Raw genomic sequence first — 14,249 nt, 5'->3', positions numbered from 1 at the left:
TTGGGTAAGACAGGGATGTCTTGCCCCATCAGCCTTCGAAGAAAGGGGAAAAATAATATGGATCACACACTGGAGAAAAAGGGTCGGATATTCAATATCCAGAAATACTCGATCTATGACGGAGACGGTATTCGCACCCTGATTTTTTTCAAAGGTTGTAACATCCTCTGCGCCTGGTGCGCCAACCCCGAGGGGCTCACCAGCAATTTTCAGGTGATGTATTCGCACGACAAATGCGTTGACTGTGGCCAATGTGTCGATGTCTGCCCGGTAGGCATTCATAGCCAAATCCAGAACGCACAGGGCGATCTCAAACACCACCTCGATCGCAACATAGACTGCATCGGCTGCCGCAAATGCGAGGAAGTCTGCATTTCCGGCGCACTGGATATCATGGGCAAAGACGTCACGGTACAGGAACTGATGGATATCATCCTGCAAGACGTCGATTTCTATCATGCCTCCGGCGGCGGCGTCACTCTGGGCGGTGGCGAGCTGAGCCTGCAAACCGACTTTGCAGCCGCGCTGCTGACCGAATGCAAGAAACAGATGATCAATACCGCCATCGAAACCAATGGCACCACCACGTTAGCCAATTATGAAAAGCTGGCGACCTGCACCGATATGTTCCTGTTCGATATCAAGCATATCGATAGCGCACGGCATAAAGAATTATTTGGCGTCGGTAACGAGGGCGTAAGAAGAAACCTGGAACGCCTGGTGGAACTTGGCTGCCATATCGTGGTGCGCATGCCTTTGGTGCGCGGCTATAACGATTCTTACGATGCCATTACCGGTGCCATTGAGTATGTCATGGCTCTGGCACGCAACGGCAATATCAGCCGCATCGACGTGTTGCCTTATCACCAACTGGGTAAAAACAAATACGAGCGTCTCGACATGATCTATCCGGTCAAAGACGACCCAAGTTATAGCGATGAAGAACTGGATCAACTGGCGGCTTTTTTCCAGCGCTTCGACTTTGATATCCGCCTGGTAAGGCACTAAGGAGCTTGAAATGAACTTAAGCCTGGGAGTGATTGAAACCTTTGGCCTGACCGCCGCGATCCAAGCGGCCGATGCGGCCTGTAAATCCGCAGCGGTAACGGTACTGGGGTACAAGAAAATTGGTTCCGGCCTGGTTTCCGTATTCTTTGCCGGCGAAATCAGCGCGGTGAAAACGGCGATAGACAGCGGCGTGGCGGTGATCAAACAACCGGCGTTTATCAAAGGCAAGCTGGTAATTGCCCGCCCGGAAAAACAGGTAGTTGCGCTGTTAACCGGCCTGAAAGGCAAAGAGCTGACGCCGCCAGTTACCGAGGTGCAGCAAGAACCGGTAACGCCAGTCGCCGAAGGGGCAGACCCAACACCGGTTGTTGAATCCCCCATAGCGGACAGCAAACCCGCACGCAGCGAAGGGCGCAGCGGTAAGAAAGAACATAAATAATCGTACAGTCTCTGAGATCGGGTAGGAATAACAGTATGTTTAATGAGTCGTTACTGGAAAGGATCCGCCATAACCTGGCAGAGAGCCCTACTTCAACCACCGGCACCGCCATCCCGGTTGGGGTTTCTAACCGGCATGTCCATCTGTCGCAGCAGGATATCGAGGCGCTGTTTGGGGCCGGTTATCGGTTGACGCCGTGCAAAGAGCTACGCCAACCGGGTCAATTTGCCGCTAAAGAGTGCGTGATGATCGTCGGCCCGAAAGGCTCGCTCTCCAAAGTGCGGGTGCTGGGGCCTGCGCGTGAATGCACTCAGCTGGAAATCTCCAAGGCGGACTGCTTTACCCTGGGGCTGAAGGCACCGGTGCGCGAATCCGGCAATCTGATCGCCTCCGGCGACGCCATGCTGGCTGGCCCGGCAGGCTATGTATCGCTACATTCTCAGGTGATTTGCGCCCAGCGCCATATCCATATGAACCCGCAGGATGCCGCAAGATTGGGCGTGCAGAACGGGCAAAAGGTACGGGTGAAGGCAGCAGGCGTGCGCGGGCTGATCTTTGACGAAGTGATCGTGCGGATCAAAGCCAGTTTTGCCTTGGAACTGCACATTGATACCGATGAAGCCAACGCTGCCGGGCTGGCTTCCGGTGACAACGTGGTTATCGTTCCCTAAGGCGGCAATATGATGCAGCGTGAATTCATCGACAGATTGGTCAATGAAGTGCTCTCACGGATGCGGCCACCAGCATTGGTGTTATTAACCGCTGCGGATGGCTACCGTGACATTATCCGCACGCGTTTACAGCGCTGCCAGGCATTCTCGCCGGTGCTCCTGTTTAGCGATAATGCCCGCGAATTTCATACAGAAGCAGATTGGGGCCAACTCGGGCCAATCACTTCCCTGACTGAAATAAGTCAAACCGGCGCACTGGATAATATTGAACGAGTGCTGATCCCTTTCCTTGATTTCGCTACGGCGGCAGAAGTAGCCAATGGTTTATTACAATCCGAGGCGGCCCGATTTATTCATTTGGCCCGCATGAGTGGCAGGCCGATTATGGCGTTGGATTATAACTGTAATCCGGCCAGCGAATTAAATCAGCTAAAAGGGCTAAGCCGCGCAGGGGAAAATACCCCCCTGGCAGATCACCTGCCAAAGCTGGTAGCGCAAGGCATTGAGTTATGCACGTTGGATCAGATGTTGTCGGCCAAACCCATAATCACTGAGCGTGAGGTGGTCGCCCCGGCTCAAGGCTACATCACGCTTAGCGAGCTCAAGCGGCTTAATGGCCATTCACCACCGGGTGCCAAACTCACCGATCTGGCACTGGAATATAGCCGGGGGAAAAAATAATACCGAGTCGGGAGAGGAATGTTAGCACCGTGATATTCCCCTCACCCTAACCCTCCCCAAGGAGAGGGGACCGACCGTGCCAAAATTTAACGCCGGAGCCTGCACTGGTTGAAGTTAAGGGGAAATAAACTCGGCAGCCGGCCACAACGCAATACAGCCCCATCTCCCTTTTGGAGAGGGTTGGGGTGAGGGGCAGCATCAAGTTTTACTTTATAGATATCATTACTTATCAGGAGCTAACTATTATGTCTTCCAAGGCAAAAGCATGGTTATGGATGTTATTGGTCATATTCTCTGAAACCTCGGCCACCTCTACGCTAAAGATGTTTGATAACAGCGAAGGTTCTACCAAGACGTTATTACTCGGGCTGATTGTGGTGCTGTATTGCGTTTGTTATTACTCGCTGTCCAACGCGGTGAAATACATTCCTGTTGGGCTGGCCTATGCCACCTGGTCGGGCACCGGGATTTTACTGGTCTCCTCGCTGGGCATGGTATTTTACGGCCAGCACCCTGATATGCCAGCCATTATCGGCATGATCGTGATTGCCAGCGGCATCGTGATTATGAACCTCTTCTCCAAAATGGGCTCCTCCGAAGAATAAGGGTATCAACTATGTTTAATATTGGCTTCTTGTGGCTGGCACTGTCGATTGGTTCGGAAATTACCGGGACTTCGATGATCAAAAAAACCAATAACTTTAAAAAGCTGGGGCCTTCGGTGTTGGTGATCTGTGCCTACTGCCTGTGCTATTTCGCCCTGACCAAGGCGATGGGGTTTATCCCGGTGGGCGTAGCCTACTCGCTGTGGTGCGGCTTTGGCATCGTCGGCGTGACCTTCGTATCCATGTTGCTCTACAAGCAGAAACCGGACCTGCCTGCCATCTTCGCCATGGCGCTGATCATCGGCGGCGGCGTCATTATGAATATCTTCTCGCAGATGTAAGATTGCAGGTTTCAAACTCATAAGGCGCAGCGGTAACGTTGCGCTTTTTTTTTGATAAGCATAAGTTACATTCAGGAGGCATTATGAGCGTGGAGAAATGCAATAATCATGTAATCTTAACTGTTGAGCGGACAGAGCAGACGACCCGCGAATGTTGGCTGGTGGAAAATCAGGTAGGCCTTGAAGCACTAAATGGCTTTACTGAAGAGAATGGACTGTTGTCTGATGATGCTGAGTTTAGTGTTCTGTGATGACGGCAAAGCTCGATTCCAAATGTAGGGGCGCTGCATGCTGCACCCGCCTGGATAATCAGTGGATTGACAAGGGTCGAGCATGCTCGACCCCTACATATAGCCATCCATCTCAATCTGAACTTCGCTATTTCCGCTTCAGCAGCAGGAACAGGCTAATCAGCAGGAACAGCATGCTTGGCAGCAGGGCCCCCAGGATCGGCGGCATGCTGTACACCAGGCTCAGCGGGCCGAAGATCTGATCCGACACGTAGAACAGGAAGCCGAAGCTGATACCGATCACCACCCGCACCCCCATCGGTACGCTACGCAGCGGGCCAAAGATAAACGACAGCGCCATCAGCATCATTACCGCCACCGACAGTGGCGAGAAGATCTTGCTCCACATATTCAGTTGGTAACGGTTGGCCTCCTGGCCACTCTGCTTGAGGTACTTCACGTAGTTGTGCAAGCCGCTGATGGAGAGTGATTCCGGATCCAGCGCCACGACGCCCAGTTTGTCCGGCGTCAGGTTGGTTTTCCATACCCCGGTCAGCGTCTGGGTGCTGGTGACCTGGTTAGGGTTGGTCAGATCGGAGGTATCCACCTGCGAAAGTTGCCATGCACCGTCTTCAAAGTCTGCGGTACCGGCATAGCGAACCGTCTCTAACCGGCGCTGATCGTTGAAGTGGTAAATGTTGACGCCAGCCAGCTCTTTTTCGCCCGCCACGCGTTCGATGTAGATGAAGTCATTGCCGTCCTTCGCCCACAGGCCGCTCTTGGTGGAGAGCAGTGAGCCACCGTACATCTGCTGCGCACGGTAGTTACGCGCCATCTGCTCGCCCTGCGGGGCCACCCATTCGCCGATTGCCATCGTCAGCAATACCAACGGAATGGCGGTTTTCATCACCGAGCCGGCAATCTGCAGCCGGGTAAAGCCAGAGGCCTGCATGACCACCAGTTCGCTACGCGTCGCCAGGGTGCCTAAACCGAGCAAGGCCCCTAACAGCGCCGCCATCGGGAAGAACAGCTCAATATCCTTGGGCACGCTAAGCAGGGTATACACTCCCGCCCCCAGCGCCGAATATTCCCCCTGGCCGACTTTACGCAGCTGATCGACAAACTTGATAATGCCGGAAAGCGAAACCAGCATGAACAGCGTCATCATGATGGTGTTGAATATCGTTTTACCGATATAACGGTCCAGTACGCCAAACATCAGGCCGCTCCTCTCAGGCGTGCGCGCAATTTACGCATCGGCACGGTATCCCACAGGTTCAGTGCCAGGGCAATCGCGAAGTACACCAGGTTGACCAGCCACATCCACACCAGTGGATCCAGCTTGCCTTTACCGGCATTGGAACGCAGCGAGGTCTGCAACAGGAAGAAGATCAGGTACAGCAGCATCGCTGGCAGCATGCTCAGCACCCGGCCCTGACGTGGGTTGACCACGCTCAGCGGTACCACCAACAGCGCCATCAGCACTACGGAAACCACCAGCGTCAGGCGCCAATGGAACTCGGCGCGGGCATCCGGCTCATCCGACGCCCACAGCGTGCGCATCGACATCTGCTCGGACTGGGTATTATCGAGGGTGACCGGCTGATGGCCAATAACCGCTTTATAGTCGCTGAAGTCGGTAATACGGAAATCACGCAACAGAGCGGTGCCTTCAAAGCGAGTGCCCTTGTCCAGCGTGACGACCTGCGATCCATCGCGCCCCTGGTTGATCACCCCATGCTCGGCCACCACCACCGAAGGGCGTTGGTTACCGTTCGGGCGTAGCTGCGCCAGGAACACATCGGTAAAGGTGTTGCCTTTTACGCTGCCAACAAACAGTACGGCATTCCCATCCTGTGAAGACTGGAACTGTCCTTCTGCCAGCCCGGCAATGCTGGGGTTGGCTTTAGCTTCGGCAATCACTTCATCCTGATGGCTGGCCGCCCATGGCCCGACCCAGAGGACATTCACCGCGGCCACCGCCGAGGTAAAGATCGCCAACACCATAGCGGCAATAATCAGGGTTCGTTTACCCAGGCCGCAGGCGTGCATAACGGTGATTTCGCTTTCGGTATACAACCGCCCAAGCGTCATCAATAGGCCAAGAAACAGGCTCAAGGGCAGGATTAGCTGCGCCATCTTCGGCACACCCAATGCAAGCAGGGATAAGACTAAATTTGTCGGGATATTGCCGTCGACCGCATCACCTAACACCCTGACCAGGTTCTGACAAAAGAAGATCAGAAGCAGGATAAACAGGATGGCAATTTGGCTCTTCAGCGTTTCCCGTACCAGATATCTAATGATGATCACGCTTATTACGCCTGTGAAAACTTGTCTTTTTGCAGGAAAATCGATAGTTTCATCGCTAATCCGCCATTTTTTCTCATCATGTGGCAACCTTCACAGCTAAAATAGTATTAGAACATCAAGCTGTTTGGCCATCCTATAGGAACAGACCTATAGTTGCCAAAACAGAACATTTACGCCGTTCAGGTTAACCTCAATGACGCAAGCTCATGGCGGAGTCGATCATTCTAGCCGTAGCTTTCGCCGTTGTCTTTAAGATTCAGGAGAGTGCATGGAGTTCAGTGTAAAAAGCGGTAGCCCGGAAAAACAGCGCAGCGCCTGTATTGTAGTAGGTGTTTTCGAACCTCGCCGCCTGTCACCTATCGCAGAACAGCTCGACAAAATCAGTGATGGTTATATCAGCGCACTACTGCGCCGGGGCGAACTGGAAGGCAAAGTCGGGCAGACGTTACTGCTGCACCATGTGCCGAACATTCTCTCCGAGCGCATCTTGTTGATTGGCTGTGGCAAAGAGCGCGAGCTCGATGAACGCCAGTACAAACAGGTGATCCAGAAAACCATCAACACCCTTAACGACACCGGTTCCATGGAGGCCGTCTGCTTCCTGACCGAACTGCACGTCAAAGGCCGCAATACTTACTGGAAGGTGCGCCAGGCGGTGGAAACTGCCAAAGAAACGCTTTACACCTTCGATCAGTTGAAGAGCAACAAGGTAGAGCCGCGCCGTCCGCTGCGTAAAATGGTGTTCAACGTGCCAACCCGCCGTGAGCTGACCAGCGGTGAACGCGCTATCCAGCACGGCCTGGCCGTCGCTTCCGGCATCAAGGCCGCCAAAGATCTGGGCAATATGCCGCCGAATATCTGTAACGCCGGATATCTGGCTTCGCAGGCTCGTCAGTTGGCGGATGCCTTCAGCACCCACATCACCACCCGCGTCATCGGCGAACAGCAGATGAAAGAGCTGGGGATGAACGCCTATCTGGCGGTGGGTGCCGGTTCGCAAAACGAATCGCTGATGTCGGTGATGGAATATAAGGGAAATCCTAACCCGGACGCTAAGCCGATCGTGCTGGTGGGTAAAGGGCTGACCTTCGATTCCGGCGGTATCTCGATCAAACCGGCCGACGGCATGGACGAGATGAAGTACGACATGTGCGGGGCCGCGACCGTCTATGGCGTCATGCGTGTGGTTGCAGAGTTGAATCTGCCGCTGAACGTGATCGGCGTGCTGGCTGGCTGTGAAAACATGCCGGGCGGACGAGCCTATCGCCCAGGCGACGTGCTGACCACCATGTCCGGCCAAACGGTCGAGGTGTTGAACACCGACGCCGAAGGCCGCCTGGTGCTGTGCGACACCCTCACCTACGTGGAGCGTTTCGAGCCAGAGCTGGTGATTGATATCGCCACCCTGACCGGTGCCTGCGTGATCGCCTTGGGCCACCATATCACCGGCCTGATGTCGAACCACAACCCGCTGGCCCACGAGCTGATAGGCGCTTCCGAGCAATCGGGCGACCGTGCATGGCGCTTGCCGATGGGCGACGAGTATTACGAGCAGCTGGATTCCAACTTTGCGGATATGGCCAACATTGGCGGCCGTCCTGGTGGTGCCATTACTGCCGCGTGCTTCCTTTCACGCTTTACCCGCAAGTACAGCTGGGCACACCTGGATATCGCCGGGACCGCCTGGCGCTCCGGCAAGGCTAAAGGGGCCACCGGCCGTCCGGTAGCATTGCTGGCGCAGTTCCTGCTCAATCGTGCCGGGTTGAACGGCGACGATTAAATCCGCGCGGTAAATCAGGTATAATCACCGAGGGCACAGCACGCTGTGCCCTTACACTTTTTTGGCCACGGTGAATTTAATCATGAAACAGGCAACGTTCTACCTGCTTGAACACGCAGAACCCGCTGGTGCACTCAGTGCGCACGAGGCTGTGGCCTGCGCCGTTGCCGCCGAAAAGTGGCGCGCAGGCAAGCGGGTGCTGATCGCCTGTGAAAGCCAGGAGCAGGCCCAGCGGCTGGACGAAGCGCTGTGGCAACGTGAGCCACACCAGTTTGTGCCACACAATCTGGCGGGCGAAGGGCCAAACTTTGGCGCGCCGGTCGAACTGTGTTGGCCAGGCAAACGCGGCAATGCTCCGCGCGATCTGCTGATCGCCCTGCTGCCGCAGTTTGCAGATTTTGCTACTGCTTTCCATCAAGTGGTAGACTTCGTCCCTTACGAAGACACCTTGAAACAGTTGGCGCGCGAACGTTATAAAGCCTATCGCAGCGTCGGCTTCCATTTGACCACGGCCACGCCGCCAACTAACTGAACCTGAAATAAAAATGGAAAAGACCAACACCGATCTCGATACCGCCTATGACCCAACCCAGATCGAACAGAAGCTGTACGATCACTGGGAAAGCCAGGGCTATTTCAAACCGAATGGCGATACCAGCCAGGAAAGTTTCTGCATCATGATCCCGCCGCCGAACGTCACCGGCAGCCTGCATATGGGCCACGCGTTCCAGCAGACCATCATGGACACCATGACCCGCTACCAGCGCATGCAGGGTAAAAATACCCTGTGGCAGGCCGGTACCGACCATGCCGGTATCGCGACCCAGATGGTGGTTGAGCGCAAGATCGCCGCAGAAGAAAATAAAACCCGCCATGATTATGGCCGCGACGCGTTCATCGACAAAATCTGGCAGTGGAAGGCAGAGTCCGGCGGCACCATCACCCGTCAGATGCGCCGTCTGGGCAACTCCGTGGACTGGGAGCGCGAGCGCTTCACCATGGACGATGGCCTGTCCAACGCGGTGAAAGAAGTGTTTGTCCGCCTGTACAAAGAAGACCTGATCTACCGTGGCAAACGCCTGGTGAACTGGGATCCGAAACTGCGCACCGCCATCTCCGATCTGGAAGTGGAAAACCGCGAATCCAAAGGCTCCATGTGGCACCTGCGCTATCCGCTGGCCGACGGCGCGAAAACGGCAGAAGGCAAAGACTATCTGGTGGTCGCGACCACCCGTCCGGAAACCGTGCTGGGTGATACCGGCGTGGCGGTGAATCCGGAAGATCCGCGCTACAAAGATCTGATTGGCAAAGAGATCATTCTGCCATTGGTTGGCCGCCGCATCCGCATCGTGGGTGACGAGCACGCCGATATGGAGAAAGGCACCGGCTGTGTGAAAATCACCCCGGCGCACGATTTCAACGACTACGAAGTCGGTAAGCGTCATGGCCTGCCGATGATCAACATTCTGAGCTTCGACGGCGATATCCTGGACGTAGCCGAGGTGTTCGACACCTTGGGTGAAGCCAGCACCGCCTACAGCGGTGAGCTGCCAGCCCAGTTCCGTGGCCTGGAGCGTTTTGCTGCCCGTAAAGCCGTGGTTGCCGCCTTTGACGAACTCGGCCTGCTGGAAGAGATCAAACCTCACGATCTGACCGTACCTTACGGTGACCGTGGCGGCGTAGTGATCGAGCCAATGCTGACCGACCAATGGTACGTGCGTACCGCACCGCTGGCCAAAGTGGCGGTGGAAGCGGTTGAGCAAGGCGAGATCCAGTTCGTACCGAAGCAGTACGAAAACATGTACTTCAGCTGGATGCGCGATATCCAGGACTGGTGTATCTCCCGTCAGCTGTGGTGGGGCCACCGTATTCCGGCCTGGTACGACGCCGAAGGCAAAGTGTACGTAGGCCGCACCGAAGAAGAAGTGCGCCGCGAAAACAACCTGGGTGCCGACGTGGCGCTGAACCAAGACGAAGACGTGCTGGATACCTGGTTCTCCTCCGGCCTGTGGACCTTCTCGACGCTGGGTTGGCCAGAGCAGACCCCGGATCTGAAGACCTTCCACCCGACCAGCGTGCTGGTCAGCGGCTTCGACATTATCTTCTTCTGGATTGCCCGCATGATCATGCTGACCATGCACTTCGTCAAAGACGAAAACGGCAAGCCGCAGGTCCCGTTCAAAACCGTGTATATGACCGGCCTGATCCGCGACGACGAAGGGCAGAAAATGTCCAAGTCGAAGGGTAACGTCATCGATCCGCTGGATATGGTAGACGGTATCTCGCTGGAAGACCTGCTGGAAAAACGTACCGGCAACATGATGCAGCCGCAGCTGGCAGAGAAAATCCGCAAGCGCACCGAGAAGCAGTTCCCGAACGGCATCGAACCGCACGGTACCGACGCCCTGCGCTTCACCCTGGCGGCACTGGCCTCCACCGGCCGTGACATCAACTGGGATATGAAGCGCCTGGAAGGCTACCGCAACTTCTGTAACAAGCTGTGGAACGCCAGCCGCTTTGTGCTGATGAACACCGAAGCGCACGACTGTGGCTTCAACGGCGGCGAAATGCAGCTGTCGCTGGCCGATCGCTGGATCCTGGCCGAATTCAACCGCACGGTGAAAGCTTACCGTGAGGCGCTGGACACCTATCGCTTCGACATCGCTGCGGGCATCCTGTACGAATTCACCTGGAACCAGTTCTGCGACTGGTATCTGGAACTGACCAAGCCGATCGTGACCAATGGCAGCGAAGCGGAACAGCGCGGTACGCGCAATACGCTGATCACCGTATTGGAAGCGTTGCTGCGCCTGGCGCACCCAATCATTCCGTTTATCACCGAAACCATCTGGCAGCGCGTTAAGCAGATCAAAGGTATCACTGACGATACCATCATGCTGCAGCCGTTCCCGGCCTTCGACACCGCTCTGGAAGATCAGCAGGCGTTGGACGATCTGGAGTGGATCAAGCAGGCGATCACCGCGGTGCGTAACATCCGCGCCGAGATGAACATTGCGCCAAGCAAACAGCTCGAAGTGCTGCTGCGTAACGCCAATGGTGACGCTCAGCGTCGCGTGCAGGAAAACCAGAGCTTTATCGAGCGCCTGGCACGCCTGACCTCAATCACCCTGCTGCCAGCAGGCGAGAAAGGCCCGGTTTCTGTCACCAAGCTGGTAGACGGTGCCGAGTTGCTGATCCCAATGGCCGGCTTTATCGACAAGGATGCGGAAATCGCGCGTCTGTCGAAAGAGATGGGCAAGCTGGATACCGAAATCGCCTCTATCGAAGGCAAACTGTCCAACGAAGGCTTTGTGGCGCGCGCACCGGAAGCGGTGGTAGCCAAAGAGCGTGAACGTCTGGCAGCCTGCAAAGAAGGCAAGGTGAAGTTGCAGGAACAGCAAGCGACCATCGCTGCGCTGTAATCACTGCGGTATGCCGATCAACAACAGCGGGTGATTTTTCCCCGCTGTTTTTTTATCAGCATTGCCAAGTGACGGTCTCAGATGTTATTACAAAGCTTGACCAATTCGACACCTTTGGTAATAACCACCCAATTGAGGAGCCCCGCAGGCTCCATTTAATGGCAAATGGCGAGTAAAAACATGACAACAGCAACCCCAGTGCGTCTTCTGGTGCGCCCAATAACGGCCGACGACAATGCCGCTATTGCTCACGTCATTCGCGAAGTCTCCGCCGAGCATGGCCTGACGGCGGATAAAGGCTATACCGTTTCCGATCCCAATCTGGACGCCTTATACCAGCTCTACAGCCAACCGCGCAGTGCCTACTGGGTGGTGGAGATAGACGGTCAGATTGCCGGTGGTGGTGGCGTTGCGCCGCTGCAAGGCGGTGAGATCGACGTCTGCGAATTACAGAAAATGTATTTCCTGCCGGTGTTACGCGGTAAAGGCTTGGCAAAACGCCTGGCGCTGCAGGCGCTGGAATTTGCACGCCAACAAGGGTTCAGTTGTTGTTACCTCGAAACGACCGCTACGCTGCAACAGGCCATCGGTCTGTATGAACATCTGGGTTTCGAGCATATCGATCATGCTATGGGCAATACTGGCCACGGCGACTGCGAAGTCACCATGCTGAAAGCGCTTTAACTCCCGCAAACGCCCCTCACCCTAACCCTCTCCCCAAGGAGAGGGGACCGAATGTGCCACATTTTTACTACGGTATTCATCCTAATACTCAGCCCTGTTACAGATTAACTTCTAACCAACCCACAACGCCGGATCAACTCCCTCTCCCTGTGGGAGAGGGTTGGGGTGAGGGGAAAACCATTAACATCAACATCATTCAAAAAACCACACGGTAATTTTATATTTCAACCAGTTAAACTGATGTTAAAAGCTACTATGTAAATTTATTGTGATATTCGTTAATAAATTAACGATCACAAATTGACCTACCATTCTTCTGGGTTACTCTGCCAAGACGCTCTCCAACCATCACGCACAGGGAACGGTCATGTCAGAAAATAACTTCGATTACATTATTGTTGGCGCAGGCTCGGCGGGTTGCGTGCTGGCGGCACAGCTCATCCGGCGTACCCAGGCCCGTATCCTGCTGCTGGAAGCCGGCGGTGACGACAATAATCTGTTTATCAAAATGCCTGCCGGGGTGGCCAAAATCATCGCCAAGAAGAGCTGGCCGTATGAAACCGAGCCAGAGCCGCACGCCAATAACCGCCGCATGCAGATCGCCCAGGGCAAAGTGCTGGGCGGCAGCAGTTCGGTCAACGGCATGATCTACCTGCGCGGTCAGCCACAGGATTACGACGCCTGGGCTGAGCAATATGGCTGCACCGGTTGGAGCTACCAGGACGTACTACCCTACTTCAAACGTGCCGAAGCCAATGAAAGCCTGGCGGATGAGTATCACGGCAACGGGGGGCTGCTGCCGGTCAGCGAGAACCGCTACCGCCATCCGCTCAGCATGGCGTTTATCCGCGCAGGTCAGGAATTGGATCTGCCCTACCGCAATGACTTTAACGGTGCGAGCCAGCACGGCGTAGGGTTCTACCAAACCACCACCCACAACGGCGAACGTGCCAGTACCGCCCGCACCTATCTGCAATCGGTACGCGATAATTCGCGGCTGGTAGTGAAACTCAACGCGCTGGTGCACCGCGTCACGTTTGAAAATAACGTGGCGACCGGGGTGATCTACAGTCTGAATGGCGGCAATGAGGTCGTCGCCCACGCCAGTCAGGAGGTAATCCTCAGTGCCGGAGCGGTTGGCTCACCGAAGCTCCTGCTGCTGTCCGGCATCGGCCCACGCGAGCATCTGGAACAGTTGGGCATTACACCGCTGGCCGATCTGCCGGTGGGCAAAAACTTCCACGATCACTTGCATATGTCGATCAACGTCAGCACCCGCGAGCCCGTCAGCCTGTTCGGTGCCGATCGGGGTATACAGGCAATTCGCCACGGTGCCGAGTGGCTGGCATTTCGCAGCGGCGTGTTGACCTCTAACGTGCTGGAGGGGGCCGCCTTCGCCGATACTCAGGGCAGCGGCAGGCCAGACGTGCAGGTGCACTTCCTGCCCATACTGGACAGTTGGGACGACGTACCCGGTGAACCGCTACCGGCGATCCACGGCATGTCGCTGAAGGTCGGCTATCTGCAACCCAAAGCGCGCGGCCAGGTGCAATTACGCAGCCGCAATCCGGCCGATCCGGTCAAGCTACAGGCCAACTACCTCGGCCACCCGGACGATCTGGCAGGCAGCATTCGCGCGGTGAAATTTGGCCTGCGCTTCCTGGCAACCGCCGCCTTCAAGCCGCTGATTAAAGACCTGCTGATGCCACAACCGGCATGGGTCAATGATGAGGCGCAGATGGAAGAGTTTGTGCGCAACTTCTGCAAGACGGTGTATCACCCGGTGGGGAGCTGCCGCATGGGGCAAAGTGCCGCAGACTCGGTGACGGACTTGCAGCTACGGGTGCATGGCTTTGAACGGTTGAGAGTAGTCGACTGCTCGGTGATGCCGCAGGTCACCAGCGGCAATACCAATGCCCCGACTATTATGCTGGCCGAAAAGGCGGTGGATTTGATACTGGGTGTAGCCCCCTCACCCTAACCCTCTCCCACAGGGAGAGGGAACATAACGTGCTACAAATTAACTTCCGAGCCTAACTTCAGCACCGGCTCAGCTCCCTCGCCCTTTGGGAGAG

The 14,249-nt window shown here is 55.7% G+C and carries 14 protein-coding genes; 12 read left to right on the top strand and 2 right to left on the bottom strand.

Annotated elements, in window-relative coordinates; translation table 11 throughout:
- The first annotated feature begins 57 nt into the window (after nt 1-57).
- The 7 genes from cutD (at nt 58) to ACRDCA_RS09925 (ending at nt 3,996) form a co-directional block, all read left to right on the top strand.
- On the top strand, nt 58-1,008 hold the full coding sequence (cutD, locus tag ACRDCA_RS09955; protein ID WP_438689362.1) for a choline TMA-lyase-activating enzyme: 951 nt from the start codon (nt 58-60) through the stop codon (nt 1,006-1,008).
- Nucleotides 1,009-1,018: 10 nt separating this feature from the next.
- Complete coding sequence (locus ACRDCA_RS09950; protein ID WP_438689361.1) at nt 1,019-1,447, top strand: BMC domain-containing protein; 429 nt, start codon at nt 1,019-1,021, stop codon at nt 1,445-1,447.
- Between the two features lie 35 nt (nt 1,448-1,482).
- On the top strand, nt 1,483-2,118 hold the full coding sequence (locus ACRDCA_RS09945) for a phosphate propanoyltransferase (protein WP_438689360.1): 636 nt from the start codon (nt 1,483-1,485) through the stop codon (nt 2,116-2,118).
- A gap of 9 nt (nt 2,119-2,127) precedes the next feature.
- Nucleotides 2,128-2,799, top strand: coding sequence for a hypothetical protein (locus ACRDCA_RS09940; protein ID WP_438689359.1), 672 nt, complete (start codon nt 2,128-2,130; stop codon nt 2,797-2,799).
- A 245-nt stretch (nt 2,800-3,044) separates the two neighbouring features.
- Nucleotides 3,045-3,404, top strand: coding sequence for a DMT family transporter (locus ACRDCA_RS09935; RefSeq protein ID WP_438689358.1), 360 nt, complete (start codon nt 3,045-3,047; stop codon nt 3,402-3,404).
- An 11-nt stretch (nt 3,405-3,415) separates the two neighbouring features.
- On the top strand, nt 3,416-3,745 hold the full coding sequence (locus tag ACRDCA_RS09930; protein ID WP_438689357.1) for a DMT family transporter: 330 nt from the start codon (nt 3,416-3,418) through the stop codon (nt 3,743-3,745).
- Between the two features lie 83 nt (nt 3,746-3,828).
- Nucleotides 3,829-3,996 carry a type II toxin-antitoxin system CcdA family antitoxin gene (locus ACRDCA_RS09925; protein ID WP_438689356.1) on the top strand — a complete coding sequence of 56 codons (168 nt, stop codon included), beginning with the start codon at nt 3,829-3,831 and terminating at the stop codon, nt 3,994-3,996.
- Between the two features lie 127 nt (nt 3,997-4,123).
- On the opposite strand, the gene lptG is transcribed toward ACRDCA_RS09925, so the two are convergent.
- Both lptG and lptF read right to left on the bottom strand, forming a co-directional pair.
- A complete protein-coding gene (gene lptG / locus ACRDCA_RS09920) occupies nt 4,124-5,194 on the bottom strand; it encodes an LPS export ABC transporter permease LptG (RefSeq protein WP_438689355.1) in 1,071 nt (356 codons plus the stop codon).
- Nucleotides 5,194-6,288 (bottom strand): LPS export ABC transporter permease LptF, encoded by a 1,095-nt coding sequence (lptF, locus tag ACRDCA_RS09915; protein ID WP_438689354.1) that lies wholly within the window; start codon nt 6,286-6,288, stop codon nt 5,194-5,196. Before lptF ends, lptG begins: the two co-directional genes overlap by 1 nt.
- A gap of 268 nt (nt 6,289-6,556) precedes the next feature.
- Between lptF and pepA the strand changes: the two genes are divergently transcribed.
- The 5 genes from pepA (at nt 6,557) to ACRDCA_RS09890 (ending at nt 14,155) form a co-directional block, all read left to right on the top strand.
- The gene (gene pepA / locus ACRDCA_RS09910) at nt 6,557-8,068 is read left to right on the top strand and encodes a leucyl aminopeptidase (protein ID WP_438689353.1); all 1,512 of its coding nucleotides are present in this window, start codon (nt 6,557-6,559) and stop codon (nt 8,066-8,068) included.
- 82 nt (nt 8,069-8,150) lie between these two features.
- Nucleotides 8,151-8,600: a DNA polymerase III subunit chi gene (locus ACRDCA_RS09905; RefSeq protein WP_025122596.1), complete on the top strand. Its 450-nt coding sequence runs from the start codon at nt 8,151-8,153 to the stop codon at nt 8,598-8,600.
- Nucleotides 8,601-8,613: 13 nt separating this feature from the next.
- Complete coding sequence (locus ACRDCA_RS09900; protein ID WP_025122597.1) at nt 8,614-11,490, top strand: valine--tRNA ligase; 2,877 nt, start codon at nt 8,614-8,616, stop codon at nt 11,488-11,490.
- A gap of 180 nt (nt 11,491-11,670) precedes the next feature.
- Nucleotides 11,671-12,174 carry a GNAT family N-acetyltransferase gene (locus ACRDCA_RS09895; RefSeq protein WP_438689352.1) on the top strand — a complete coding sequence of 168 codons (504 nt, stop codon included), beginning with the start codon at nt 11,671-11,673 and terminating at the stop codon, nt 12,172-12,174.
- A 367-nt stretch (nt 12,175-12,541) separates the two neighbouring features.
- Nucleotides 12,542-14,155, top strand: a complete 1,614-nt coding sequence (locus ACRDCA_RS09890; RefSeq protein ID WP_438689351.1) for a GMC family oxidoreductase — start codon at nt 12,542-12,544, stop codon at nt 14,153-14,155.
- Nucleotides 14,156-14,249 lie beyond the last annotated feature (94 nt).

The organism is Serratia sp. (in: enterobacteria) (genome assembly GCF_051654945.1).
In the GTDB taxonomy this organism is placed as follows: domain Bacteria; phylum Pseudomonadota; class Gammaproteobacteria; order Enterobacterales; family Enterobacteriaceae; genus Chania.
This window is presented reverse-complemented; position numbering and strand designations above follow the sequence as displayed.

What these genes read in the sequence shown, in the direction of transcription:
- cutD (WP_438689362.1), top strand. Translation starts at nt 58, where the DNA reads ATGGATCACACACTGGAGAAAAAGGGTCGGATATTCAATATCCAGAAA.
- ACRDCA_RS09950 (WP_438689361.1), top strand. Translation starts at nt 1,019, where the DNA reads ATGAACTTAAGCCTGGGAGTGATTGAAACCTTTGGCCTGACCGCCGCG.
- ACRDCA_RS09945 (WP_438689360.1), top strand. Translation starts at nt 1,483, where the DNA reads ATGTTTAATGAGTCGTTACTGGAAAGGATCCGCCATAACCTGGCAGAG.
- ACRDCA_RS09940 (WP_438689359.1), top strand. Translation starts at nt 2,128, where the DNA reads ATGATGCAGCGTGAATTCATCGACAGATTGGTCAATGAAGTGCTCTCA.
- ACRDCA_RS09935 (WP_438689358.1), top strand. Translation starts at nt 3,045, where the DNA reads ATGTCTTCCAAGGCAAAAGCATGGTTATGGATGTTATTGGTCATATTC.
- ACRDCA_RS09930 (WP_438689357.1), top strand. Translation starts at nt 3,416, where the DNA reads ATGTTTAATATTGGCTTCTTGTGGCTGGCACTGTCGATTGGTTCGGAA.
- ACRDCA_RS09925 (WP_438689356.1), top strand. Translation starts at nt 3,829, where the DNA reads ATGAGCGTGGAGAAATGCAATAATCATGTAATCTTAACTGTTGAGCGG.
- lptG (WP_438689355.1), bottom strand. Translation starts at nt 5,194, where the DNA reads ATGTTTGGCGTACTGGACCGTTATATCGGTAAAACGATATTCAACACC.
- pepA (WP_438689353.1), top strand. Translation starts at nt 6,557, where the DNA reads ATGGAGTTCAGTGTAAAAAGCGGTAGCCCGGAAAAACAGCGCAGCGCC.
- ACRDCA_RS09905 (WP_025122596.1), top strand. Translation starts at nt 8,151, where the DNA reads ATGAAACAGGCAACGTTCTACCTGCTTGAACACGCAGAACCCGCTGGT.
- ACRDCA_RS09900 (WP_025122597.1), top strand. Translation starts at nt 8,614, where the DNA reads ATGGAAAAGACCAACACCGATCTCGATACCGCCTATGACCCAACCCAG.
- ACRDCA_RS09895 (WP_438689352.1), top strand. Translation starts at nt 11,671, where the DNA reads ATGACAACAGCAACCCCAGTGCGTCTTCTGGTGCGCCCAATAACGGCC.
- ACRDCA_RS09890 (WP_438689351.1), top strand. Translation starts at nt 12,542, where the DNA reads ATGTCAGAAAATAACTTCGATTACATTATTGTTGGCGCAGGCTCGGCG.